This window comes from Kribbella sp. NPDC056951 (genome assembly GCF_042674205.1).
Classification (GTDB): Bacteria; Actinomycetota; Actinomycetes; order Propionibacteriales; family Kribbellaceae; genus Kribbella; species Kribbella yunnanensis.
Map to the genome: position 1 here is coordinate 321,245 of NZ_JBHUQZ010000001.1, position 22,652 is coordinate 343,896.

The following is a 22,652-nucleotide window of genomic DNA, read 5'->3' on the forward strand; positions in this document are numbered from 1 at the left end:
ACCGCCGGAAACTCATCGCGGCAGTTCGGTCGGCAATCCGAACGGAGCGAACTCCGCCTCCAGGAACGACACGACCTCTGCGATTTCACCGCCGCGAAGGACCAGCAGATCGAGTCCTGCGGGCACGTAGCGATCGCCCTCCAGGATGTACGTGCCCACTGCGAGCTGGCCGTTCGCACTGGCCGGCAGGAGGCGCCACTGGCTCTGCAGCGGCCCTTCCTCCAGGAACGTCCGGATCGCTGCCCGCCCGGCGAACCACTGCGGCAGCGGCGGCATCGAGTACTTCGCGTCGTCCGCCAGCATCGCCACGATCTCGTCGACGTCACCGGCTTCCCACGCGGCCATGTACCGCCGTACCAGGTGTCGCTGCGCAGGTTCGCCCAGTGCGCGCAGAGTGGTCTGCTGTGTCGGAACTGACCCGACTACCGCCCGCGCGCGTTGCAGTGCGCTGTTGACCGCAGCCACTGACGTATCGAGCAGCTCAGCGACCTCGCGCGCAGCAAACGCCAGTACGTCGCGCAGCAGCAGTACCGCGCGTTGCAGAGCCGACAGGTGTTGCAGGGTGGCGACAAATGCCAGTTCCACCGACTCCAGCGTCGCCACTCGAGTCTCGGGGGTGGTCCAGTCGAGGCGGTTGGTCGGATACGGCTCTAGCCACAGAGCAGCCTCCTCTGCATCGACCGGCAGCTCACGCCGACCGCGGCGCTCGATCAGCGTGAGGCAGCGGTTGGTGGCGATCTTGTAGAGCCAGGGCCGAATCGAGCCGCGGTCCTCGTACTCGTCCAGGCTCTTCCATGCCCGCAGCAACGTCTCCTGGACCGCATCCTCCGCGTCGGCGAACGAGCCGAGCATGCGGTAGCAGTGCGCGTGCAGTTCACCGCGCCACGGCTCGACGAGCTGCTCGAACGTGTCCATCACGCTGAGCGTACTGTCCAGCGCTCGAGTAGCGCAGCGGTCCGGCCACTGTCCAGTGCGGCCCGGCACACGTCGAGACATGCCGCCAGTTGGTCGAGGAAATTGTCGGGCTGCAAGTCCAGTGTGGTCAGGGCGGCCGCAGCATTGAGCAGTACGACGTCCCGGACCGGGCCGGGCGCGGAGCCGTTGACCAAGGCACGCAGTGTGCCGGCGTTCGTCGCCGCATCGCCACCGCGCAGGGCTGGCAACGTGGTCGGCCGCAGACCGACGCTACGCGGATCGAAGACCGTCTCGCGCGCACTGCCGTCAGCAACGAGCCATAGCCGGGAGAACGTGGTCGTCGTGAGCTTGTCCAACCCGTCATCGCCACGAGCGACCAGTGCCGTTTTCCCTTGTTGACAAAGGGTTTGAGCGATCACTGGCAGCAGCTGCGGATTCGCCACCCCGACCAGCTGGTGCTGTGGATCAGCCGGGTGCAGTAGTGGCGCCAGCACGTTGAACGCAGTCGGTACGCCGAGCTCCCGCCGTACGACGGCCACGTGGCGCAGCGCGGTGTTGAACCGCGGTGCGAACAGATAGGCGAGCCCAACGTCAGCGGCCGACTTGGCAGCCTCAGACGCAGACAGATCGAGCGGGACGCCCAACTGCTCGACCAAATCGGCAGAGCCACCTGCAGATGAGGAGGCGGCTCGGCCGCCGTGTTTGACCACGGTCACTCCGGTTGAGGCTGCTACGACCGCAGCCATGGTGGAGATGTTGACCGCACCGGTCCGATCGCCGCCAGTCCCGACGATGTCGACGAAGGGGCCGTCGATCCGCACAGGCGTCGCGTGCGATCGGAGCGCAGTGGCCATGCCGAGTAGCTCATCGGCTGTCTCGCGCTTGGCGCGTAGTGCGATCAGGAAGCCGGAGATCTGCGCCGGGGAGACATCGCCCAGCACCACCTGGTCCATGGCCCAGCTGGTGTCCGCCGAGGTCAGGTCGGAGCCGTTGAGCAGAGCGGAGATGAGGCCGGACCAGGTCCGGAGTGCGGTTGCCATGAGCAAGTCCTCGGAACAGGACCGCTCTCACGAGGAGACATGACAACGGCCGCCTCGGAAGAGACGGCCGGAGTGGTTACACGCGGAAGCAGCCGTCTAGTCGACGGCCCACCACATCCCCGCGCGCATGAACATGGCTGTGATCCTACGCAACGATGTGGTCGACGGTAAACGTCGGCACCAGGTGCTCGTCGTCACCGACGGACCGGTCCGGGAAGTCGAACACCGCCAGCATCAACTGCAGCGGGTACGTCGGCGCACCCGTGCACCGGCGGATCGGCGTACCGTCCACGCTGAACTCCGCCACGCCGTCGGACCACTCCACCGAGTAGGTGTGGAACTCGCGGATGTCGATCGGCAGCCGGACCGCCTCGAAGTCTTCGGCGGCCGACGGGTCACGGAAGCTGTGGAGTCCCATGCCGACCGCAGCGGACTCACCGGGCACCACAGCGTCGCCGAAGACCTCCATGATGCAGATCTCGGCGCACCGCTCGGGCTGATCCTCCAGTCCGACCATCCAGAGCGCAGCCATCGACCGGGGACTCAGATCGGCGCGAGCGCGCAGTTCGACGCGTCCACCAGAGGGAGTCCAGCCCCAGAACGGCGGCTGCTCCTCCTGAACGAGCAGTCCGTCGCGGTACGGCTGCTGACCGACAATGCTGCCGACAGGACCCGAGTAGCTACCGGACTGCAGGGCTGAGACGCGCAGGTCCGGCTTGTGGTCCCCAGCGCACCACAGTCCCTGGTCGGTGGGGATGCTGAGCGTCAGACAGGAATCACTCAGCGCATAGGTGGCCTCTGTCGCGGAGCGCGAGCTCCACTGCGGCAGGTAGTGCGGCGACCAGACGGACAGGTCGAGTGCTGGGCCGTCGAAGTCGTCAGAGAAGGTCATGTCTCAAGATCTTCGCACCGTGTCACATGATGTGGTCGCGATACGTCAAGGAAATGACCGGACGGGCAACAGGAGGGGAGCACGAGCAGTGGACGAGCTGGCGCGGAGTTTCGAGGAGCAGCGGGACCACCTGCGCGGGGTGGCGTACCGGATGCTCGGTTCGCGCAGCGAGGCCGAGGACGCCGTACAGGAGGCTTGGCTGCGGCTCAGTCGCTCTGACGTGAGTGAAGTGGCCAATCTGGCCGGCTGGCTGACCACTGTGGTGTCCCGGGTCTGCCTGGACATGCTGCGGAGCCGGAAGTCGCGGCGTGAGGATTCACTCGACACCTTCGTACCCGACCCGGTCTCGTTGAAGGCGGACACCAGGGCGCCCGAGGACGAGGCGGTTCAGGCAGATGCGGTGGGGCTCGCACTCCTCGTCGTACTGGAGACTCTGGCGCCGGCTGAGCGGTTGGCGTTCGTGCTGCACGACATGTTCGGGCTGAGCTTCGATGAGGTGGCGGAGGTCGTCGGGAAGTCGCCGGCCGCCGCACGCCAGCTCGCCAGCCGGGCTCGGCGGCGCGTCCAGGGCGCACCGGCCAACGACGGTGACCCCAGTCGTCAGCGCGCCATCGTGGACGCCTTCCTGGCCGCATCGCGTGATGGTGACTTCGAGGGGTTGCTGGTGCTGCTCGACCCGGACGTCGTACTGCGGGCCGATGCAGGCGATGGCGACAGCGGACCGGCGGTTTCGAAGGTCGTCCGCGGTGCGCTGGCGGTCGTGGAGCAGGCGCTGATGTTCACCCGCCTGGCGCCGTACACCGAGCTCGCGCTGATCAACGGCGTCCCTGGCAGTGTGACCGTCGTCAACGGTCGCATCCAGTCGGTCATGGCCTTCACCATCACCGACGGCAAGATCACAGAACTCAACATCCTCGCCGACCCCGACCGGCTCGCCGAACTCACTGTGGAGCGATGAGGTCCAGCAGCCGCTGAGCCTGGGCCTCTGCCGTACCGGGTGGGTTTCGTGAAGCGCTGGGGCCGCCGGGACCGATCAGCCCGAGCCAGAACGCGGCCCACAGCGTGCGGGCGGTCTGGAGACGTGCCGGGTCGACGGGCCAGCGGCTGAGCAGTGGGGTCCAGTCGGTACGGCGGCCGGCCAGGTGCTCGAGGAGGTTGGCGAGCTCCATGGTGCGGTCGCCGAGCCCTGCGTCCTCGAAATCGACGATGCGTAAGCACGTTCCGTCCCAGAGGTAGTTCGCCAGGTTCGGGTCGCCGTGCGCGACGACCGGGTCGTGGATCACCAACAGGCCGGACCAGTCGAGCCCGGCACTCGCAACGGCGGCCCGGCCGATGACGTCAGTGCGCTCGCGCAGCGGGACGAGCGCCGTGAGAGTTCTGTCGATCAGGGCGGTGTAGTCGAGCGGGGCGAGCACAGGCGCTGAGCGGCCGAGCGCGGGTATGCCGACTGACCAGAGCCGCTCCAGCGCGACGCTCACGGCTTCAACCTGCTGAGGTGTCGCTGGGTCGGTGAGGGGCTTGCCTGGGACGCGCGACATGGTCACCCACAGGGGTCCGCGGGACAGCGGTGTGGGCACCAGGTCTGGTACGGCGGCCGCCAGCAGGGTGAGGGCGGCCCACTCGCGGTCTGGTTCGCCGCGCGGCGCGGACGCGAACTGCTTGGTGAAGGTCATCGAGAAAAGTTTGCGCCGGGTGTCAATCTGGGCGGTTCTGCTTCGACGTGTGGGTGAGAGCAAACGGCGAAGGGGAACGAGATGTCTACGCAGGTTGTGGTGGCGACAGGGCGGGATCTGGTGGCCGGGCTGCTTGGGTCGGGGTTCAACGGCAAGGTGCGGTTGCCGGGTGAGGCCGAGTACGACGTGCAGCGGCGGGCGATCGTGCCTTCGGTGGACTCGCGGCCGGTGCTGGTGGCTGAGGCGTTCAGCCGGAGTGACGTGCAGGCGGTGGTTCGGGTCGGGCGCGAGTACGGCGTACCGGTGGCTGTGCAGGCGACCGGGCACGGGACGAAGCTGCCGGCCGATGGCGGCATCCTGCTGAAGACGACGCCGATGACGGCGGTCTTCGTGGATCCCGAGCGGCGGATCGCCAAGGTCGCGCCGGGTGCGCGGTGGGGTGCGGTGATCGATGCGGCGCGGCAGTTCGGGTTGGCGCCGTTGTCGGGATCGTCGCGGGACGTCGGTGTCACCGGGTACACGCTCGGTGGTGGGGTCGGTTGGCTGGCGCGGAAGTACGGGTTTGCGGCCGACAGCGTGATCCGGGCCGAGGTTGTGACCGCGGACGGCCGGGTGGTGACGGCGACCGCTGAGCAGCACCCGGACCTGTTCTGGGCGATCCGCGGCGGTACCGGCAACCTCGGCATCGTCACGTCGCTGGAGTTTCGCCTGTACCCGGTCCGTCAGGTGCACGCCGGCATCGTCTACTACGGCATCGATCGCGCCGCCGAGATCCTGCGCCGCTACCGCGACTGGACCGCCACGATCCCGAACGAGCTGAGCACCGCGGTCGTCCTGACTCGCGTCCCCGGTACCGAACAGCGCGCGGTCGCGATCAAGGTCCTGTACGCCGGAACGCGCGAGCTGGCCGATCACCTGCTGAAGCCGTTGTTCGCGGTGGCCGGTCCGCGGCTCGCCGGTGAGCTGACCACGATCGAGTACGCCGACGCCGCGATGGGCGGGACGCCGGCTCGCCACCTGGACTTCCTCGACGAACTTACCGACGACGTGATCGACGCACTGACCGGCATCGAGGATGAGCCGACCATCGAGGTCCGGCACTGGAGTGGCGCGATGGCTCACCCCGGTCCGGGCGCCGGCCCGGTCGGCCACCGCCAGGCGCAGTTCTCGCTGATCATCGACCGCGAACTGCCGGCCGGTCTGCTCCCGGACTCGGGCCGCACGTTCGTGAACTTCCTCGGCGACCACGGTCGCGCCGAGACGTCGTACAGCCCGGCCGATCTGCAGCGGCTGCGGGCGGTCAAGCGGGCCTACGACCCCACGAACTTCTTCCACCTGAACGCCAACATCAAGCCCTGAAACGGCACAGCAGCCCGGTCCTTAGGAGGGTAGGACCGGGCTGCTGCGGGGTGGAACTCAGACGGTGCCGGAGTTGCCGTAGACACTCACGTGCACGTGGTCGTAGTGGTTGGCCGTGGCGCCGCCACGGTCCTCCATCGCGCGCCAGCCTTCGCTGCTGCGCTGGACCGTCCAGATGTGCTGCTGCCAGATCAGCTGGCTGATGCCGAGCTTCTTGTAGTTCGCGCGCAGGTAGTCCGCGACCTCTTGGCCCGTGGCGCCGCTGACCATGATGTCCAGCGCGCGGCCCGAGGAGTGCTCGGAACCGCTGTCGCCCGAGCGGAGGCCGCCGTACGACGAGATACTCGGGAAGAGGTTGCAGATCGCGCGGTGGACCCGGACCACGTCCTGCGTGACACCGGACTCGACCGACGAACCCGACTTGCAGGCGGCCTGCGAAACGCTGCCGGCGACCTTCTCGACCGGCTTGGTGGCCGACAGGTACTGCGCCTTGACCCAGCGGGACTTGCCGTTGCTGACGATCTCGGCATACGAGCCGTCGACCTTGCCGGTCACGGAGACCTTGGTACCGCGCTTCAGGACGTCCAGCAGGACGCCGGTCAGCGGGATGGTCCACACGTTCAGATCGGTGGTGGTGAACTTCGAGCCGACGATCTTCGGCGGCAGGCTGGCCGCGGCGCGCGTCTTGGTCGCGCTCGCCTTCGGGATCGGCGCCTGCTTCTTCAGGTGCTTCGGCGTGGGCGCCGCGGAAGGCTTCGCTGAGTTGAGGTTCAGCGGGGGACGCAGTGCATCCCGGCTGGTGGCCGCATCGCGCGCGAGCTGCAGGGACGAGCTCGCGATCGGGGTGTCCACCTTGACGTCGTGCTGGCCAGGAAGTGCGGCGGCGGAACCGGTGGCCACCAGGGCCACTGCCGCTCCGGGAATCGCCACCTTCACGATGCCGGGGCTGATCAGCTTCGGGCGCGGTTGACGGTGCCGCGCCTGTCTATGCCGTCCTGCAGTCATTACGTTGAACCCAATCTGCCGAGACCAAAACGTTATCGACCGGAGGAGTCAAGCACAGATCCGCCAAAGGTTCGCAATCGACCGGCGTTTTTAACGCATTGCGAACATGCCGAAGGGGTGTTGAGCGTGATCTGCCCGCTATTCGGATGTAACCGATCCGAGATCAAACGCTTGGTGTGATCCAGCAGGCGGCGCGGCTACGGTCTGTGCTGGTTCACTGCGGGTATGGATGAGCTCGGGTTTCAGATCCAGGTCGGCGTGGTCGCTCGGCTGGTGATTGATCGGGTGGAGAAGCGCAACGCGTTGACGCGGGCGATGTGGGAGGCGCTGCCGGGTCTGCTGGCTGAGTTGGCCGCGAACGACGAGGTGAAGGTGCTCGTGGTGACCGGGGCCGGGCCGAGCTTCTCCGCCGGTGCGGATATCGGTGAACTGATCTCCGGTGCTGACCCGGTTGACCCGATGGCCGAGCTGCGGGCCTTCAACCTGCGGGCGCAGAAGGCGCTGCGCGAGTTCCCGAAGCCGACGATCGCGATGGTCCGCGGTCACTGCATCGGCGGTGGGCTGGAGATCGCGGTGAACTGCGACTTCCGGTTCGCGGCGCACGGTTCGACGTACGGCGTGACTCCGGCTCGGATCGGGGTCGTGTACCCGCCGGCGGCGATCAAGGTCTTGCTCGATCTGGTCGGTCCGGCGACGACGAAGTACTTGCTGTTCAGTGGTGAGCTGCTGACCGCGGAACAGGCCGAGCTCAAGGGCTTGGTCGATCGGGTGGTCGGCGAGCTCGATCTGGAGTCGGAGGTCGATGAGTTCGCGGCGACGTTGGTGTCGCGGTCGCAGCTGACGATTCGGTCGGCGAAGGAGACCGTGAACGCGCTGCTGGCCGAGACGGATGCGGACGCGGCCGCGTTGGCTCGCTACCAGGAGACGATCGCGAGCGGCGAGCTGGCGGAGGGGATCAAGGCCTTCGGGGAGCGCCGCTCGCCGCGCTTCCCCTGGCACTCACGCTGAGATCAACGTGCCTCGCAGCTCGACCCGATCGCCGACCGCTGTCGAAACCTGCGCGGCCACTGCCTGCGCCCGGGCCTCATCCGGTACGTCGATCAGCAGAAACCCGGCGAGTGACTTCTCGATGAGCGGCCCGGCCGTGACCACCTGAGTCCCGTTGCGGATCTGAACGATCCGGCCGTCGGTCGGTGGCATCAGCCCTTCGGACGCGACCAGCTCACCACTCGCCGTCAGCTCGGCCCGCACCGCATCCAGAGCGGGGGTGGTGGACGAGAAGATCATCACGACGTACCTCATGGCGACCACGGTAACCATCGGCTCCGACAGAAACCCCGCGGACCGGATCGGCCCGCGGGGTTGTGTTCTGCTGCGGCTTAGTACCAGTGTCGGCGTCCGCCGACCGCACGGCCGGTCGACCCGAGCAGGAACAACACCGCTCCGACCACGAGCAGCACGATGCCGATCGTCCACAGGATCGAGATCTTCAGCAAGAACCCGAGCAACAACAGAATCAAACCGAGGATGAGCATGGAGCCTCCTTACGAGAGCCGCCCGGCGGAATGAACGGCGGCCGCTCCTCCAGTGCCCACCGGATCGAACGGCAATCTCCAACGATCGTTTGTCGAAGTCGCTGCCGCGGTCTCGACGTACCTGGTGAGAGGCTCGGACGAGTTAGAGGATGGTGGCCGTGAAATACATGCTGATGATCTACAGCAGTCCGGAGAGCTGGGCCGGGCTGTCTGCCGAGCAACGCGACGGTCTGACGCGTGCGCACAGCGAGCTGACGCAAGAGTTGATTGACCACGGCCTACTGGTCAGTGCGGCCGGTCTGGCCGACCCCATCACCAGTCGGACGGTCTCGGTGCGTGATGACGCGACCACGACCACAGACGGACCTTATGCGGAGGCGAAGGAGCACCTGGCCGGGTTCTACGTGGTCGAGTGCGAGGACATCGACCAGGCGATCGGCTACGCCGCGCGGATGCCGGACGCGGAGTATCTCGCAGTGGAGGTGCGTCCTGTGATGGATCCGTCCGGGCTGGAGATGTGAAGGACTTCGAACTGCTCCTGCGTGAGCAGACACCACAGGTGCTGAGTGCTCTGGTTCGGCACTACGGTCACTTCGATCTGGCCGAGGAGGCTGTGCAGGAAGCGCTGTTGGCTGCTGCACAGCAGTGGCCGGACGAGGGAGTGCCTGACAACCCACGTGGATGGCTGATCCGCGTCGGGTCGCGTCGGCTGATGGATCTGCTGCGCGGCGAGTCGGCCCGGCGCAAGCGTGAGGAGAACGCCGCGCAGCTTGCCACTCCGGAAGAGTTCGTTGCCTCAGGCCCTGAAATCGACGATGCGGGCGGGCAGGACGACACACTGACGTTGCTGTTCCTGTGCTGTCATCCTGCACTCTCGCCGGCTTCGCAGATCGCGCTCACTCTGCGCGCTGTCGGCGGTCTGACCACCACACAGATCGCTGCGGCGTTTCTGGTGCCGGAGTCGACGATGGCGCAACGCATCAGCCGGGCGAAGCGTGGCATCAAGCAGGCAGGTAGCACGTTCGAGCTGCCGCCCGAGGCAGAGCGGTCCGAGCGGATGAGCGCCGTACTGCATGTCCTCTACCTGATCTTCAACGAGGGCTACACAGCCTCATCCGGTACGGCGTTGCACAGCACTGAGCTGACTGGTGAGGCGATCCGGCTGGTGCGCGCGGTGCGGAAGCTGCTGCCGGATGACGGTGAGGTGGCTGGGTTGCTGGCGCTGATGCTGCTCACCGACGCACGGCGGGCGGCTCGGACAACCACTGATGGTGCACTGGTCCCGCTGGGCGAGCAGGACCGGTCGCTGTGGAACAAGGAGGCGATCGTCGAGGGTGAAGCGCTCGTCTCCGATGCGCTCACTCACACGCAGATCGGGCCGTACCAGGTGCAGGCGGCGATCGCTGCGGTTCATGACACCGCCGAGCGCGCCGAGGACACGGACTGGCGGCAGATCGTCGCTCTGTACGACGTACTCGAGCAGCTCGTCGACAACCCGATGGTGAAGCTCAACCACGCAGTGGCAGTCGGTATGGCGGTCGGCCCGAAGGAGGGTCTCGCCGTACTCGAGCCGTTGGAGTCCGACGGCCGCGTGACCGAACACCACCGTTTGGAGGCTGTCCGCGCGCACCTGCTCGAGATGGCCGGTGATGCGGCGGCTGCGCGAGAGAGCTACCTACTGGCAGCCCGCCGTACGACGAGTGTGCCGGAGCGGGACTACTTGCAGTCCAAGGCGGACCGCTTGAGCTGAAGTCGCGTTAGCCCCGCAGGTGTGATCAAGTGGGAGCTGTGGACCTGACGAGGGCGTCGCTCCTGCGGGAGATGCTGACCGGGACCGAGCTGGGCACACAGACTCGGGATTTCGGCCACTCACTGCGGCGGTACACGACGCGCACCGGCGGGCTGATGCTGTTCGGCCCGGTCGACGAGGAGCCGTGGCACCTGACCGCGCACCTGGACGACGAACTGCACCGGGCCGGCGTTGAGAACATCCGCCCGTCCCTGGTCCGCTGGGCGCCACCACCGGACGCACCACCGCACCTCGCGATCGGACTGGATCGCCTGCGCGACGCAGGTCGTGGCGAGTCACTCCTGGTCGTGGCTGAGGAGGACCCCGCGGACACCCTGCTGGAGCGCATCAGCGACGTACGGCGTCGTGGTACGACGATCTTCAGCATCGGCAACGGTGACAAGGAGCTGTCGTCACTCAGCCATGAGGTGCTCACGCCGGAGCTGCTGGTACCGGACGGGTTCGGTTGGGCCAGCCGACCGATCAGCTTCGACCATGACGAGCCGGAGTACGAGCCACAGCCCGCAGTGACCGACCTGGACTCACAGGTCGCCGAGGGCTTCGAGATGGCGCAGCACCTGGTCAGCCTCGCCGCAGCCGACGAAGAAGCCGGCCAACCAGCCTGGCGCCGCCGCCTGCGCACCGCCATCGAACGCCTCGGTGGTGAACCCGGCTAACTGATACAACTCCCCCAAGAGGTTAGGGAGGAGTCTGATCATGGAGATCACCCAGCTGGATCCGCCGCTGTTGCCCGCGGCGACCGGGCAGTACACGCACGGCGTCCTGGTGACCGGCGGCGAGCGCACGGTCTACGTCAGCGGTCAGGTCCCCTGGGGTGACGAGGACGGCCGCGTCCCGGAGTCGTTCGACGACCAGTGCCGGATGGTCTGGCGCAACGTGCTCGCTGTCCTCGCCGAAACCGGCATGGGCGTCCAGAACATCGTCAAGGTGAACACATACCTGTCGGACCGCCAGTACCGCGCCGCGAACTCCGAGATCCGCCAAGAGGTCCTCGAGGGCCACGCGCCGGCGCTGACCATCATCATCTGCGACATCTACGCCGAGGAGTGGCTCCTCGAGATCGACGTCATCGCAGTCGGCTAAGCCTCGAGGTACAGCGTCGCCAGCCGCGGCAGGTGGTCGTGGAGGTCGTCCTCGTCGTCGAAGTCGATCTCCTCGCCCGCCGGCAGGTCCGGAGTGTCCGGGACCTGCGCCTCAACAGCCTTCCAGTACGCCGACTCGTCGCCGGTCACGTTCTTGTACGCGTGACTCCCGACGTGCAGCATCCCTTCGCCGTCGAACCCCTCGAACCCGTCCGGCCGGTCCTCGTCGACCACGTCGGCCAGCGAGTCCGGGTCGACCAGCGCGGCCTCCCAGGTCTCCCGCCCCTGCGCGACCAACCAGCCCCGGAACGAGTCGAACCCGTCCTCCGAAGCCCCCGAGTTGATCAGGTACGCGGCAGCCCACAGATCCCACCGGTACGACTCGACCTGCAGCAGCGCGAGTTCGATCCCGAACTCCGCAATCTCCTCGGCCGTCAGCCCACCCAGGTCCCGCGTCAGCGCGTCCGCAACCCCATCCGGATCCGCGACGGTGTCGTCCACCGTTTCGCGCGCACCCTCCACCGCTTTCCAGAACCCGTCCCTGTCCACCCTCAAAGCGTCTCAAAACCCCAGCTCATTGGGGAGGGGTTCATCCGGCGAATTCGCGCAGGGTGTTCGCCAGTACGTCGGGGGTGGTGCTGTGCTCGGCGCCGGGGACGGATTTGAGGGTGGCGGTGGGGACGTGGGCGGCGACTGCTTTGGCGCCGGGGATGAGGGTGGGCCAGGTCTGGTCGCCGTACAGGACGAGGACGGGGACGTCGAGGGTGGTCCAGCGGTCGGCGGGGAGGGGGTTGCCGGACATGGTGGTGCCCATGATGCGGCCGTCGTAGGAGATGGTGTGGGCTACGTCGACGACGGGCTGGAAGTACGGCGACTGGCGCATGCCGGCGACCATTTCGGGCGGGAGGCCGACGGCGGCGGTCATGAAGAGTTCGGCGGCCAGGTCGGGGTGGCCGGCGGCGATGTGGGCTTCGAGCTGCTCGACGTAGTCGGTGGGCAGCGGCGGGCGGCAGTCGTCGACGACGACCGGGGGCTCGAAGGCGACCACCTGGGAGATCGGGAGACCGGCGGCTGCGGCATCGAGCGCGAGGAGTGAACCGGAGGACCAGCCGAAGACGATCGCGGGCTGGCCGGCGTCCTCGATCAGGGCGGCGATGTCCTCGATCTCGCGCTGGATCGCGTACGGCGCGGTGTCGGTGCTCTGGCCGCGGCCGCGGCGGTCGTAGACATAGGTGCGGAACTGGTCGCTCAGCAGCTTGGCGGTCTCGGCGTTCAGCGGGTTCACCGCGCTGTGGGCGGTGGCGCCGTCGACGATGATCAGCGGCTGACCTTCGCCGTACACGTCGTAGCTGATGGTGGTGCCGTCGGCGGACTTCACGGTGCTCATGGTCTTCTCCTCAGCGGGTCGTTCGGAACTAGACCGTACAGTACTCGACGGAAAACTAGACTGTCTAGTATGATTTCGGGTATGGAGCTGAACCCGGAAGGCCGCACTGCCACCAAACGCCGCGCGATCCGCGGGGCGGCCACCGAGGTGTTCCTCCAGCACGGCTATCTCGGCGCGAGTATGGACGAGGTCGCGGCCAAGGCCGGTGTCTCCAAACAGACCGTCTACAAGCAGTTCGAGAACAAGGAACGCCTCTTCGCCGAGATCGTCCTCGGCACGAACGACGAGCTCGCGGTCAACCTCGCCAAGGCGTACGCCGAAACTCTCGACGGCGCGACCGATGCCCGCGAAGCCCTGCGTGCACTGGCGTTCCGGCTCCTCGAGAGCCTGACCGCCGACCACGTCCTGCAGCTCCGGCGCCTTGTCATCGCCGAGGCCGACCGCTTCCCCGAGGTCTGCGGCGCCTGGTTCACCAGCGGCTTCGAAAAGTCCCTGGAAACCCTCGGTCAAGCATTAACCGGTCTGACCGATCGCGGTCTCCTCCGTAAACTCGACGACCCCACCCTCGTCGCCTACCAGTTCGCCGGCCTCGTCATGTACAAACCCATGAACCGAGCCATGTTCGCCGGCACCCGAGAACGCCCCAAACCAGGCGAACTCACCACCCTCGCCGACCGAGCGGTGGACGTCTTCCTGGCCTCGTACGGCGTTTCAGGCGGTGCCGCGGGTTGAGGTTCGTACGACGAGTTCTGGGGTGAAGGTGACTCGTTGGTGTTCGTGGTCGGGGTTGGAGGACTCGTCGAGCAGCAACTCGGCGGCGGTTCGGCCGAGGAGTTGGCGGGGCTGGCGGACCGAGGTGAGGGGTACGGCGGCCGCCTCGGCGAACTCGATGTCGTCGTAGCCGACGATGGCGAGGTCTTCGGGGACGCGGAGGCCGAGGCTCACGCATTGCTGGAGTAATCCCAGTGCCAGTAGGTCGTTCGCGCAGAAGGCGGCGGTCGGGCGGCGGGAGGCGGGGAGGCCGGCAAGTCGTTGCCCTGCGCCCCTACCTTCGGCGACGGTGAGGGCGCCGGTGGTGATCTCGATCAGGTCGTCCTCGGACCGGCCGGCCTTGCGGAGGGCGGTGCGGCCGCCGTCGCGGCGGTCGACGACCTGGCCGATCGTGAGCGGGCCGCCGACGTACGCGATCCGCTCGTGGCCGAGCTCGAGCAGGTGGGCGATCGCGAGCTCACCGCCGAGGATGTCGTTCACCGCGACCGAGCAGTGTTCGCCGTCGTCGATCGCGCGGTCGACCACCACAACCGGCGTACCGCGCGCTGGCAGTGTGCGCAGCCGCGACGAGTGCTGGTCGATGGGGGTGATGAGCACGCCCTGAACGCGTTGCTGTTCGAGCAGGTCGAGGTAGTCGGCCTCGCGCTCGACGTCCTCGTTGCTGTTGCAGAGGAAGACCGACAGGCCGGCCGCGCGAGCCGCCTCCTCGACACCCTTCGCGACATCGGTGAAGAACGGGTTGCCGGCGTCGAGCATCAGGTACGCGAGGATCCGGCTGCTGCCCGCGCGGAGTTGCCGGGCGGACTCGTTGCGGACGAAGCCGAGGGACGCCATCGCGGCCTCGACCTTGGCCCGGGTCAGCGGGCTGACCATCTCCGGCCGGTTCAGCACGTTCGAGACCGTGCCGAGCGAGACGCCGGCCGCGGCGGCGACCGCCTTCACGCCGGCGGTGTGCCCGCGGCGCCGGGTGTCGTCGACCACGCAACCTCCCCGCCTCAGGTCAAACGTTGAAACGTCTTAGGTGCCGAAGCGTACCGCGAGATCTGCGCAATCCGCACTCCACCCCTTGACGCCCGCAAGCCGTCACCCGTACTTTCCTCCCAAGACTTTGAAACCTTTCAGAGGCGACCGGGAGGTGACCGATGGCGGCACTGCTGCGGGTCCGTGGCGTGTCGAAGTCGTTCGGCGCGGTCGCCGCGGTCCGGGACGTCTCCTTCGACCTGTACGGCGGGGAGGCGCACGCCCTGGTCGGCGAGAACGGCGCCGGGAAGTCCACGATCGTGAAGATGCTGGCCGGCGTCCACCGCCCGGACGCAGGCACGCTCGAGCTCGACGGTACGGCGCTCGCCCTGACCGGACCCGCGGATGCGAAGGCGGCCGGGATCGCGGTCATCTACCAGGAACCGACCCTGTTCCCGGACCTGTCGGTGGCCGAGAACATCGCGATGGGCCGTCAGCCACTGGGTCGTTTCAACACCATCGACCGGGCCGCGATGGTCGCCCAAGCGGCGCGCCTTTTCACGCGACTGGGCGTGAGCATCGACCCGAGTCGACCCGCCCGCGGTCTGTCGATCGCCGACCAGCAACTCGTCGAGATCGCGAAGGCACTCTCGGTCGACGCCCGCGTCGTCGTCATGGACGAGCCGACCGCCGCCCTCACCGGCGTCGAGGTCGAGCGGCTGTTCGCGGTCGCCCGCTCACTCCGCGACGACGGCGCCGCGCTGCTGTTCATCTCGCACCGGTTCGAGGAGATCACCGCACTCTGCGAGCGCGTCACGATCATGCGCGACGGCAAGCATGTGTCGACCGATCTCCTTGAAGACACCAGCGTCGACGAGATGGTTCGCCGGATGGTCGGCCGCGACCTCGACGCACTCTTCCCCAAGCAGGACGTCGAACCGGGCGCGACCGTCCTGCGCATACAAGGTTTGACCCGCGACCCGGTCTTCAAGGACATCTCGTTCGAAGTGAAAGCCGGTGAGATCGTCGCGCTCGCAGGTCTGGTCGGCTCCGGTCGCTCCGAGGTCGTGCAGTCGATCTTCGGCGTCGACCCGCGCGACGCCGGCACGGTCGAGGTGCTCGGCAAGACCCTCAAACCGAAGAACCCCAAGCAGGCCATGGCCGCTGGAGTCGCGCTCGTCCCGGAGGACCGCCGCCAGCAAGGCCTCGTGATGGAGCTGTCGATCGAGCGCAACGTGACGCTGCCGCGGTCCCGATCGCTGTCCCAGCTCGGCTTCCTCACCGGCAGCAGCGAACGCCGCTCGGCCAAGGAATGGACCGAGCGTCTCAAGACGAAGTACGGGCGACTCTCCGACGAGGTCGGCACGTTGTCGGGTGGCAACCAGCAGAAGGTCGTGCTCGCCAAATGGCTCGCGACCGGACCGCGGGTGCTGATCGTCGACGAGCCGACCCGCGGGATCGACGTCGGTACCAAGGCCGAGGTGCACCGGCTGATGTCCAGCCTCGCCGCGGAAGGAGTCGCCGTACTGATGGTGTCGTCGGAGTTGCCCGAGGTGCTCGGAATGGCCGATCGCGTGCTGGTGATGCGCGAGGGCCGCCTGGTCGCCGAGCTGACCCGCGCCGAGGCGACCGAGGAGTCGGTCATGTTCGCCGCGACCGGTCAGGAGGCGACGGCATGACGGCTGTGGAACTGCCAGCGCCGCGTCGCAACACCTTGGGCGTCGTACTGCGGGCTCGTGAGCTGGGCATCGTCATCGCGCTCGGACTGCTCGTCGCGGTCACCGCGATCTCCAACCCACGCTTCCTGTCCGGGCAGAGCATCCGCGACATCCTGCTCAACACCGCGATCCTGGCCGTTCTGGCGGTCGGCCAGGCGGTGGTGGTGATCACCCGCAACATCGATCTGTCGGTCGGCTCGGTCCTCGGCCTGAGCGCCTTCACTGTCGGCACGCTGCTCCAGAACAACCCCGGTACGCCGGTAGTTCTCGCGCTGCTCGTCGGTGCCGCGGTCGGCGGGGTGTGCGGTGTGCTCAACGGCGTCCTGGTCCGGTACGGCAGGATTCCCGCGCTGGTCGTGACGCTAGGGACGCTGTACGTCGTCCGCGGGGTCACGTACTTCTGGGCCGGCGGCAGTCAGATCAACGCGGACGAGCTCCCGCCGGGATTCCTGGACTTCGGCAACGCGACACTGCTCGGGGTTCCATACCTGGTGCTGATCGCACTCCTCGTCCTCGTCGTCACAGCCGTTGTCCTGCGCAACTACCGGACCGGGCGGGAGTTGTATGCGATGGGCTCCAGCCCGCAGGCCGCGCAACTCGCCGGCATTCCGGTTGGTCGCCGTACCGTCGGGGCCTTCCTGGTGAGCGGCGCGTTGGCCGGAGTGGCAGGAGTGTTGTTCGCCGCCCGGTTCGGCACGATCGATGCCGCAGCTGGCACCGGCCTCGAGTTGAACGTCGTCGCGGCAGTCGTAGTCGGCGGGGTCGCGGTGTTCGGCGGCAGCGGGACCGTCTGGGGCGCAGCGCTCGGCGCGTTGCTGCTGACCACGATCGGCAGCGCGCTCGCCGTCCTCGAGATCAACCAGTTCTGGCAGCAGGCGATTGTCGGCGGCCTGATCCTGCTCGCGATCGGCGCCGACCGGCTGGTCGCCGTACGGGTCGCGACCGGTCTGAAGAAGCGAGGCTCCCATGTCAGCTGAGCTCACCGAAACCACGAGGGCCGGCCGCCTGGCCAACTGGAACGTGGCGATCATCGCGATCACGGTGATCGTCCTGATCATCGCGGCCGCGAGTGTCGACAGCTTCGGGACCGGCCAGAACTTCGGCTTCCTGGTCCTAGACCTGCTGCCGATCGCCCTGGTCGCACTCCCGATGACCCTCGTCATCGTCACCGGCGAGATCGATCTGTCCGTCGCCAGCACCCTGGGCCTGTCCAGCGCGGTCATGGGCTACCTCTGGAACGCGAACCAGCCGATCGAGACGATCATCCCGATCTGTCTGCTCCTCGGCGCGGTGCTCGGTGCAGTCAACGGCTTCTTCGTCACCGTCCTCGGCCTACCGTCCCTCGCCGTCACCATCGGCACCCTCGCGCTCTACCGCGGTCTCGCCTTCGTCGTCCTCGGCGACGGCGCAGTCGCCGACTTCCCGGCCGTCTACACCGACTGGGTGACCGGAACCATCGGCAGTACGCCGATCCCGAACGTCCTGATCGTGATCGTCGTACTGGCCGCTGTCTTCGGTGTCGTCCTGCACGCCACCCCGATCGGCCGAGCGGTGTTCGCGGTCGGTGCCGGTGAGCAGGCGGCCCGGTTCGCCGGGATCCGGCCCGGTCGGCTGAAGTTCTGGCTGTACGTCGCCAGTGGCGTGATCGCGGGTCTTGCCGGGGTGCTGTGGACGCTGCGCTACTCCAGCGCGCGCGCCGACAACGGCGCCGGCCTCGAACTCGCGGTGGTCGCCGCCGTACTGCTCGGTGGTGTCTCGATCTTCGGTGGCAAGGGCGCCTTGCCCGGAGTCATCGCAGGTGTCGTCCTGCTCGGCTCGTTGCAGAACGCACTCCGCCTCTCCGATGTGTCCAACGAGGCGCTGAACGTCGTCACCGGCGTCCTGCTGATCGCCTCGGTGCTCGGTCCCAACCTGCTCAAACGTCGTACCTGAAAGGACGAACCATGCGTAAGCCTCTCACCGTTGCGGTAGCGCTCCTGGCGCTGACTGCCTGCGGCGGTACGACGAAGTCGAGTACCGAGGGTCAGCAAAGCAAGGCCCCGGAGAACACGGCAGGCAAGGCCGATCCGAACGCGCCGCTCAAGGAGGGGCTGAAGATCGCCTACCTCCCCAAGCAGCTGAACAACCCGTACACCGACGTCGAGGTCGGTGGCGGCAAGGTCGCGGTCGAGGAAATCAAGGGCACCTACAAGCTGGTCGGTCCAAACGACGCCAGCGCGTCCTCGCAGGTCAGCTACATCAACACGCTGATCCAGCAGCAGCAGAACGTGATCGTGGTCGCGGCCAACGACCCGAACGCCGTCTGCCCGTCCCTGAACCAGGCGCGCAAGGCCGGGATCAAGGTCGTCACCTTCGACTCCGACGCCTCCAAGACCTGCCGGGACGCCTTTATCAACCAGGCGACCACGCAGGGCATCGGCGAGAGCCTGGTCAAGATGGCGAGTGAGCTGGCCGGCGGTTCTGGTGAGATCGCCGTCCTGTCCGCGACGCCGAACGCGACGAACCAGAACTCCTGGATCGAGGTGATGAAGACCGAGCTGGCCAAGCCGGAGAACGCCAAGCTCAAGCTGGTCAAGATTGCCTACGGCAACGACGACGACCAGAAGTCGTTCACCGAGGCCCAGGGTCTGTTGCAGACCTACCCGAACCTGAAGGTGATCGTCTCCCCGACCACGGTCGGGATCGCGGCCGCCTCGCGGTACGTGAGCTCCTCCAGCTACAAGGGCAAGGTCGCGATCACCGGTCTCGGGCTGCCGAACCAGATGCGCCAGTACGTCAAGGACGGCACGGTGAAGAAGTTCGCGCTCTGGAACCCGGCCGACATCGGCTACCTGGCGGCGTACGCCGGTGCGGCGATGAGCTCGGGACAGATCACCGGAGCCGAGGGCGAGAAGTTCAAGGCCGGCAAGCTCGGTGAGTACACGGTCGGCGCGGACGGCGAGATCGTCCTCGGCCCGCCGACCGAATTCACCGCCGAGAACATCGACAAATTCGACTTCTGATGAATCGCTACTGCTTCTGTCTCCAGGTCCGGCCGGACCGATTGGACGAGTACGTCGACCGGCACCGCGACGTGTGGCCCGAGATGCAGGCGGCGTTGCGGGAGGCGGGCTGGCACAACTACTCGCTCTTCCTCCGCGCCGACGGACTGCTGATCGGGTACGTCGAGTCGCCGGACCTGGAGGCGGCCCAGCGGGCGATGGCGGCCACCGAGGTCAACGCGCGGTGGCAGGCCGAGATGACGGAGTTCTTCACCGCCGGGCAGCCGGACGAGACCTTCCAGCTGCTGCCGGAGATCTTCCACCTACCAGAGGACTGACTTATGACCAGCGTGCAGGACGCCCTCAAGCGCCAGGAGATCGAGCTGCCCTCGTGGGCGTTCGGAAACTCCGGCACTCGCTTCAAGGTGTTCGCCCAGCCCGGAGTACCGCGGTCGCCGGAGGAGAAGATCGCCGACGCGGCCGTCGTACACCGGTTCACCGGGGTGGCTCCGAGCGTCGCGCTGCACATCCCCTGGGACAAGGTGGACGACTACGCGGAACTGTCGGCGTACGCGAAGGAGCAGGGTGTCCGGCTCGGGGCGATCAACAGCAACGTCTTCCAGGACGACGACTACAAGCTCGGCAGCGTCACCAACCCTGATCCGCGAGTACGGCGGAAGGCCACCGACCACCTGCTCGAATGTGTCGACATCATGGATGCGACCGGATCTCGCGATCTGAAGCTGTGGTTCTCCGACGGCACGAACTACCCGGGCCAGGACGACATCCAGGACCGGCAGGATCGGCTCGCGACCGCGCTTCGTGAGGTGTACGACCGGCTCGGCGACGACCAGCGGATGCTGCTGGAATACAAGCTGTTCGAGCCGGCCTTCTACACGACCGACGTGCCGGACTGGGGAACATCGTACGCGCACTGTCTCGAACTGGGGCCCAAGGCAACGGTGTGTATCGACACCGGACACCACGCGCCGGGGACCAATATCGAGTTCATCGTGGCGTTCCTGCTGCGGGTGAAGAAGCTCGGTGCGTTCGACTTCAACAGCCGGTTCTACGCCGATGACGATCTGATGGTCGGGTCGGCCGATCCGTTCCAGCTGTTCCGGATCATGTCCGAGATCGTTCGCGGGGACGCGCTGGATCCGGACCGCGGGATCGCGTTCATGCTCGACCAGTGCCACAACATCGAGGTGAAGATCCCGGCGATCATCCGCTCGGTGATGAACGTCCAGGAGGCCACCGCGAAGGCGTTGCTGGTCGACCGGTCCGCCCTGAGGACGGCTCAGCTGGAAGGTGACGTGCTGGAGGCGAACGCCGTACTGATGGATGCCTACAACACCGATGTGCGGCCGCTGCTGGCCGAGTTGCGCGAGTCGCAGGGACTCGACGCTGATCCGATCGCGGCGTACAAGCGCAGCGGGTACTTCGAGCAGATCGTCAAGGACCGGGCCGACGGCCAGCAGGCCGGATGGGGAGCGTGATGGAACTCGTTGCCAGGAGCAACCGTCTGGGTGCGGATCCGCGGAACACCAACTACGCCGGCGGAAACACGTCGGCGAAGGGTTCTGCGGTCGATCCGGTGACTCAGCAGTCCGTTGATCTCTTGTGGGTGAAGGGTTCCGGAGGCGACCTCGGCACATTGACCGAGGCTGGCCTCGCCGTACTGCGTCTCGACCGGCTGAACGCACTCGTCGACTCCTACCCGGGTGTCGAGCGCGAGGACGAGATGGTGGCCGCGTTCGACTACTGCCTGCACGGCAAGGGCGGTGCGGCGCCGTCGATCGACACTGCGATGCACGGGCTGGTCGACGCCCCTCATGTCGACCACCTGCACCCGGATTCCGGGATCGCGCTGGCGACGGCGGCCGATGGTGAGAAGCTGACCGCCGAGTGTTTCGGGGATCGGGTGGTCTGGGTGCCGTGGCGGCGGCCCGGGTTCCAGCTCGGGCTCGACATCGCTGCGGTACATCGCGAGAACCCGCAGGCGATCGGATGCATCCTCGGCGGGCACGGCATCACCGCCTGGGGCGCCACCTCGGACGAATGCGAGGCTAACTCCCTCGAGATCATCCGTACGGCGGAACGTTTCCTCGCTGACCGCGGTATCGCGGAACCCTTCGGTGCCGTGGTCGCCGGATACGAACCGCTGCCCGTCGACGAGCGCCGGGCGCGCGCTGCCGCGTTGGCTCCGGTGATCCGCGGGCTCGCCTCGACCGACAAACCGCAGGTCGGGCACTACAACGACTCGGACGTCGTACTGGAGTTCACTGCGCGTGAGCGGTTGGCCGAGCTGGCTGCGTTGGGCACGTCCTGCCCGGACCACTTCCTCCGGACCAAGGTGCGGCCGCTCGTGCTCGACCTGCCGCCGAGTGCGCCGCTGGAGGACGCAATCGCCCGGCTGCGCGAGTTGCACGCGTCGTACCGGGATGAGTATTCGGCCTACTACCACCGGCACGCGGATGCGGACAGTCCGGCGATGCGGGGTGCGGATCCGGCGATCGTGCTGGTGCCAGGCGTCGGGATGTTCAGCTTCGGCAAGGACAAGCAGACCGCTCGAGTGGCCGGCGAGTTCTACGTGAACGCGATCAACGTGATGCGTGGTGCGGAGGCGGTGTCGTCGTACGCGCCGATCGACGAGCGGGAGAAGTTCCGCATCGAGTACTGGGCGCTGGAGGAGGCGAAGCTGCAGCGGATGCCGCGACCGAAGCCGCTTGCCACCCGGGTCGCGTTGGTGACCGGTGCTGGTTCCGGGATCGGCAAGGCGATCGCCCAGCGCCTCGCGGCCGAGGGCGCGTGTGTCGTGGTGGCCGACCTCGATCTGGCCGCGGCCGAAGCGGTCGCGAAGGAGATCGGCTCCACTGACGTCGCTGTCGCAGTGGGGGCTGATGTCTCTGATGCCGCGGCGGTCGCGCAGGCGCTCGATGAGGCCGTGCTCGCCTTCGGGGGTGTCGACCTGATCGTCAACAACGCCGGGTTGTCGATCTCGAAGTCGTTGCTGGAGACAACTGAACGCGACTGGGATCTGCAGCACGACGTGATGGCCAAGGGTTCGTTCCTGGTGTCGCGGGCGGCCGCGAAGGTGCTGATCGACCAGGGGATCGGCGGCGACATCGTCTACATCTCCAGCAAGAACGCCGTCTTCGCCGGACCGAACAACGTCGCGTACGGCGCGGCCAAGGCCGACCAGGCCCACCAGGTTCGGCTGCTCGCGGCCGAGCTCGGGGAGTACGGCGTCCGCGTCAACGGCGTGAACCCGGATGGCGTCGTACGGGGGTCGGGGATCTTCGCGAAGGGCTGGGGCGCGAAGCGCGCGGCCGTGTACGGCGTCCCTGAGTCGGAGCTGGGCGCGTACTACGCGCAGCGCACGCTGTTGAAGCGAGAGGTGTTGCCGGAGAACGTTGCGGCGGCGGTCTTCGCGTTGGTGGGTGGGGATCTTTCGCATACCACCGGTCTGCACGTGCCTGTCGACGCCGGCGTGGCTGCCGCGTTCCTGCGTTGAGGGGCTG

25 protein-coding genes are annotated in these 22,652 nt (G+C 67.3%); 15 read left to right on the forward strand and 10 right to left on the reverse strand.

Annotated elements, in window-relative coordinates; genetic code table 11:
• Positions 1-12 precede the first annotated feature (12 nt).
• From ACFTSF_RS01570 to ACFTSF_RS01580, 3 genes are all read right to left on the reverse strand, one after another.
• The gene (locus ACFTSF_RS01570) at positions 13-915 is read right to left on the reverse strand and encodes a sigma-70 family RNA polymerase sigma factor (RefSeq protein WP_380151964.1); all 903 of its coding nucleotides are present in this window, start codon (positions 913-915) and stop codon (positions 13-15) included.
• On the reverse strand, positions 915-1,955 hold the full coding sequence (trpD, locus tag ACFTSF_RS01575) for an anthranilate phosphoribosyltransferase (protein ID WP_380151965.1): 1,041 nt from the start codon (positions 1,953-1,955) through the stop codon (positions 915-917). Before trpD ends, ACFTSF_RS01570 begins: the two co-directional genes overlap by 1 nt.
• 145 nt (positions 1,956-2,100) lie before the next feature.
• Entirely contained in the window at positions 2,101-2,847 is a 747-nt protein-coding gene (locus ACFTSF_RS01580; protein WP_380151966.1) for a glycoside hydrolase family 16 protein, read from the reverse strand.
• 88 nt (positions 2,848-2,935) lie between these two features.
• On the opposite strand from ACFTSF_RS01580, the gene sigJ reads away from it, so the two are divergent.
• The gene (gene sigJ, locus ACFTSF_RS01585; RefSeq protein ID WP_344161435.1) at positions 2,936-3,805 is read left to right on the forward strand and encodes an RNA polymerase sigma factor SigJ; all 870 of its coding nucleotides are present in this window, start codon (positions 2,936-2,938) and stop codon (positions 3,803-3,805) included.
• On the opposite strand, the gene ACFTSF_RS01590 is transcribed toward sigJ, so the two are convergent.
• Positions 3,789-4,520: a phosphotransferase family protein gene (locus tag ACFTSF_RS01590; RefSeq protein WP_380151967.1), complete on the reverse strand. Its 732-nt coding sequence runs from the start codon at positions 4,518-4,520 to the stop codon at positions 3,789-3,791. The genes sigJ and ACFTSF_RS01590 overlap by 17 nt on opposite strands.
• Before the next feature lie 81 nt (positions 4,521-4,601).
• Here ACFTSF_RS01590 and ACFTSF_RS01595 point away from each other — a divergent pair, with 81 nt between their 5' ends.
• Positions 4,602-5,879 carry an FAD-binding oxidoreductase gene (locus ACFTSF_RS01595; protein WP_380151968.1) on the forward strand — a complete coding sequence of 426 codons (1,278 nt, stop codon included), beginning with the start codon at positions 4,602-4,604 and terminating at the stop codon, positions 5,877-5,879.
• A gap of 57 nt (positions 5,880-5,936) precedes the next feature.
• Here ACFTSF_RS01595 and ACFTSF_RS01600 read toward each other — a convergent pair whose 3' ends face one another.
• On the reverse strand, positions 5,937-6,884 hold the full coding sequence (locus ACFTSF_RS01600) for an SH3 domain-containing protein (RefSeq protein WP_344161444.1): 948 nt from the start codon (positions 6,882-6,884) through the stop codon (positions 5,937-5,939).
• Positions 6,885-7,109: 225 nt separating this feature from the next.
• On the opposite strand from ACFTSF_RS01600, the gene ACFTSF_RS01605 reads away from it, so the two are divergent.
• Positions 7,110-7,892 (forward strand): enoyl-CoA hydratase/isomerase family protein, encoded by a 783-nt coding sequence (locus tag ACFTSF_RS01605; RefSeq protein ID WP_380151969.1) that lies wholly within the window; start codon positions 7,110-7,112, stop codon positions 7,890-7,892.
• On the opposite strand, the gene ACFTSF_RS01610 is transcribed toward ACFTSF_RS01605, so the two are convergent.
• Together ACFTSF_RS01610 and ACFTSF_RS01615 are read right to left on the reverse strand one after the other, a co-directional pair.
• Entirely contained in the window at positions 7,884-8,186 is a 303-nt protein-coding gene (locus ACFTSF_RS01610) for a YciI family protein (RefSeq protein WP_380151970.1), read from the reverse strand. The genes ACFTSF_RS01605 and ACFTSF_RS01610 overlap by 9 nt on opposite strands.
• A 77-nt stretch (positions 8,187-8,263) precedes the next feature.
• Positions 8,264-8,419 carry a DUF6131 family protein gene (locus ACFTSF_RS01615; protein ID WP_344161454.1) on the reverse strand — a complete coding sequence of 52 codons (156 nt, stop codon included), beginning with the start codon at positions 8,417-8,419 and terminating at the stop codon, positions 8,264-8,266.
• A 167-nt stretch (positions 8,420-8,586) separates the two neighbouring features.
• Here ACFTSF_RS01615 and ACFTSF_RS01620 point away from each other — a divergent pair, with 167 nt between their 5' ends.
• Genes ACFTSF_RS01620 through ACFTSF_RS01635 form a run of 4 tightly spaced genes read left to right on the forward strand, consistent with a single transcriptional unit; the run spans position 8,587 to position 11,312 of the window.
• Positions 8,587-8,940: a YciI family protein gene (locus ACFTSF_RS01620; protein ID WP_380153067.1), complete on the forward strand. Its 354-nt coding sequence runs from the start codon at positions 8,587-8,589 to the stop codon at positions 8,938-8,940.
• Positions 8,937-10,169 (forward strand): RNA polymerase sigma factor, encoded by a 1,233-nt coding sequence (locus ACFTSF_RS01625; RefSeq protein ID WP_380151971.1) that lies wholly within the window; start codon positions 8,937-8,939, stop codon positions 10,167-10,169. The genes ACFTSF_RS01620 and ACFTSF_RS01625 overlap by 4 nt, the downstream gene beginning before the upstream one ends.
• Positions 10,170-10,198: 29 nt before the next feature.
• Complete coding sequence (locus ACFTSF_RS01630) at positions 10,199-10,885, forward strand: hypothetical protein (RefSeq protein WP_380151972.1); 687 nt, start codon at positions 10,199-10,201, stop codon at positions 10,883-10,885.
• 40 nt (positions 10,886-10,925) lie between these two features.
• Positions 10,926-11,312: a RidA family protein gene (locus ACFTSF_RS01635; RefSeq protein WP_380151973.1), complete on the forward strand. Its 387-nt coding sequence runs from the start codon at positions 10,926-10,928 to the stop codon at positions 11,310-11,312.
• Here ACFTSF_RS01635 and ACFTSF_RS01640 read toward each other — a convergent pair.
• Together ACFTSF_RS01640 and ACFTSF_RS01645 are read right to left on the reverse strand one after the other, a co-directional pair.
• On the reverse strand, positions 11,309-11,860 hold the full coding sequence (locus ACFTSF_RS01640; protein ID WP_344161466.1) for a DUF4240 domain-containing protein: 552 nt from the start codon (positions 11,858-11,860) through the stop codon (positions 11,309-11,311). The two genes, ACFTSF_RS01635 and ACFTSF_RS01640, sit on opposite strands and share 4 nt — an antisense overlap.
• Positions 11,861-11,900: 40 nt before the next feature.
• Positions 11,901-12,698, reverse strand: coding sequence for an alpha/beta fold hydrolase (locus tag ACFTSF_RS01645; protein ID WP_380151974.1), 798 nt, complete (start codon positions 12,696-12,698; stop codon positions 11,901-11,903).
• An 81-nt stretch (positions 12,699-12,779) separates the two neighbouring features.
• Here ACFTSF_RS01645 and ACFTSF_RS01650 point away from each other — a divergent pair, with 81 nt between their 5' ends.
• A complete protein-coding gene (locus ACFTSF_RS01650) occupies positions 12,780-13,430 on the forward strand; it encodes a TetR/AcrR family transcriptional regulator (protein WP_380151975.1) in 651 nt (216 codons plus the stop codon).
• Here the strand turns inward: ACFTSF_RS01650 and ACFTSF_RS01655 are convergent.
• A complete protein-coding gene (locus ACFTSF_RS01655) occupies positions 13,410-14,450 on the reverse strand; it encodes a LacI family DNA-binding transcriptional regulator (RefSeq protein ID WP_380151976.1) in 1,041 nt (346 codons plus the stop codon). The genes ACFTSF_RS01650 and ACFTSF_RS01655 overlap by 21 nt on opposite strands.
• 161 nt (positions 14,451-14,611) lie before the next feature.
• On the opposite strand from ACFTSF_RS01655, the gene ACFTSF_RS01660 reads away from it, so the two are divergent.
• The 7 genes from ACFTSF_RS01660 to ACFTSF_RS01690 are packed head-to-tail and all read left to right on the forward strand — an operon-like array spanning position 14,612 to position 22,645.
• A complete protein-coding gene (locus ACFTSF_RS01660; RefSeq protein ID WP_380151977.1) occupies positions 14,612-16,108 on the forward strand; it encodes a sugar ABC transporter ATP-binding protein in 1,497 nt (498 codons plus the stop codon).
• Positions 16,105-17,124 (forward strand): ABC transporter permease, encoded by a 1,020-nt coding sequence (locus tag ACFTSF_RS01665; protein WP_380151979.1) that lies wholly within the window; start codon positions 16,105-16,107, stop codon positions 17,122-17,124. The genes ACFTSF_RS01660 and ACFTSF_RS01665 overlap by 4 nt, the downstream gene beginning before the upstream one ends.
• Positions 17,114-18,079: an ABC transporter permease gene (locus tag ACFTSF_RS01670; RefSeq protein ID WP_344161484.1), complete on the forward strand. Its 966-nt coding sequence runs from the start codon at positions 17,114-17,116 to the stop codon at positions 18,077-18,079. The genes ACFTSF_RS01665 and ACFTSF_RS01670 overlap by 11 nt, the downstream gene beginning before the upstream one ends.
• An 11-nt stretch (positions 18,080-18,090) precedes the next feature.
• Complete coding sequence (rhaS, locus tag ACFTSF_RS01675; protein ID WP_344161486.1) at positions 18,091-19,149, forward strand: rhamnose ABC transporter substrate-binding protein; 1,059 nt, start codon at positions 18,091-18,093, stop codon at positions 19,147-19,149.
• A complete protein-coding gene (locus tag ACFTSF_RS01680) occupies positions 19,149-19,466 on the forward strand; it encodes an L-rhamnose mutarotase (RefSeq protein WP_380151980.1) in 318 nt (105 codons plus the stop codon). Before rhaS ends, ACFTSF_RS01680 begins: the two co-directional genes overlap by 1 nt.
• A gap of 3 nt (positions 19,467-19,469) precedes the next feature.
• A complete protein-coding gene (rhaI, locus tag ACFTSF_RS01685; protein WP_380151981.1) occupies positions 19,470-20,627 on the forward strand; it encodes an L-rhamnose isomerase in 1,158 nt (385 codons plus the stop codon).
• On the forward strand, positions 20,627-22,645 hold the full coding sequence (locus tag ACFTSF_RS01690) for a bifunctional aldolase/short-chain dehydrogenase (RefSeq protein ID WP_380151982.1): 2,019 nt from the start codon (positions 20,627-20,629) through the stop codon (positions 22,643-22,645). The genes rhaI and ACFTSF_RS01690 overlap by 1 nt, the downstream gene beginning before the upstream one ends.
• Positions 22,646-22,652 lie beyond the last annotated feature (7 nt).

Coding starts and splice junctions, on each gene's coding strand:
- ACFTSF_RS01570 (WP_380151964.1), bottom strand. CDS start 915: ATGGACACGTTCGAGCAGCTCGTCGAGCCGTGGCGCGGTGAACTGCAC.
- trpD (WP_380151965.1), bottom strand. CDS start 1,955: ATGGCAACCGCACTCCGGACCTGGTCCGGCCTCATCTCCGCTCTGCTC.
- ACFTSF_RS01580 (WP_380151966.1), bottom strand. CDS start 2,847: ATGACCTTCTCTGACGACTTCGACGGCCCAGCACTCGACCTGTCCGTC.
- ACFTSF_RS01590 (WP_380151967.1), bottom strand. CDS start 4,520: ATGACCTTCACCAAGCAGTTCGCGTCCGCGCCGCGCGGCGAACCAGAC.
- ACFTSF_RS01595 (WP_380151968.1), top strand. CDS start 4,602: ATGTCTACGCAGGTTGTGGTGGCGACAGGGCGGGATCTGGTGGCCGGG.
- ACFTSF_RS01600 (WP_344161444.1), bottom strand. CDS start 6,884: ATGACTGCAGGACGGCATAGACAGGCGCGGCACCGTCAACCGCGCCCG.
- ACFTSF_RS01605 (WP_380151969.1), top strand. CDS start 7,110: ATGGATGAGCTCGGGTTTCAGATCCAGGTCGGCGTGGTCGCTCGGCTG.
- ACFTSF_RS01610 (WP_380151970.1), bottom strand. CDS start 8,186: ATGAGGTACGTCGTGATGATCTTCTCGTCCACCACCCCCGCTCTGGAT.
- ACFTSF_RS01615 (WP_344161454.1), bottom strand. CDS start 8,419: ATGCTCATCCTCGGTTTGATTCTGTTGTTGCTCGGGTTCTTGCTGAAG.
- ACFTSF_RS01620 (WP_380153067.1), top strand. CDS start 8,587: ATGCTGATGATCTACAGCAGTCCGGAGAGCTGGGCCGGGCTGTCTGCC.
- ACFTSF_RS01635 (WP_380151973.1), top strand. CDS start 10,926: ATGGAGATCACCCAGCTGGATCCGCCGCTGTTGCCCGCGGCGACCGGG.
- ACFTSF_RS01645 (WP_380151974.1), bottom strand. CDS start 12,698: ATGAGCACCGTGAAGTCCGCCGACGGCACCACCATCAGCTACGACGTG.
- ACFTSF_RS01650 (WP_380151975.1), top strand. CDS start 12,780: ATGGAGCTGAACCCGGAAGGCCGCACTGCCACCAAACGCCGCGCGATC.
- ACFTSF_RS01660 (WP_380151977.1), top strand. CDS start 14,612: ATGGCGGCACTGCTGCGGGTCCGTGGCGTGTCGAAGTCGTTCGGCGCG.
- ACFTSF_RS01665 (WP_380151979.1), top strand. CDS start 16,105: ATGACGGCTGTGGAACTGCCAGCGCCGCGTCGCAACACCTTGGGCGTC.
- ACFTSF_RS01670 (WP_344161484.1), top strand. CDS start 17,114: ATGTCAGCTGAGCTCACCGAAACCACGAGGGCCGGCCGCCTGGCCAAC.
- rhaS (WP_344161486.1), top strand. CDS start 18,091: ATGCGTAAGCCTCTCACCGTTGCGGTAGCGCTCCTGGCGCTGACTGCC.
- ACFTSF_RS01680 (WP_380151980.1), top strand. CDS start 19,149: ATGAATCGCTACTGCTTCTGTCTCCAGGTCCGGCCGGACCGATTGGAC.
- rhaI (WP_380151981.1), top strand. CDS start 19,470: ATGACCAGCGTGCAGGACGCCCTCAAGCGCCAGGAGATCGAGCTGCCC.
- ACFTSF_RS01690 (WP_380151982.1), top strand. CDS start 20,627: ATGGAACTCGTTGCCAGGAGCAACCGTCTGGGTGCGGATCCGCGGAAC.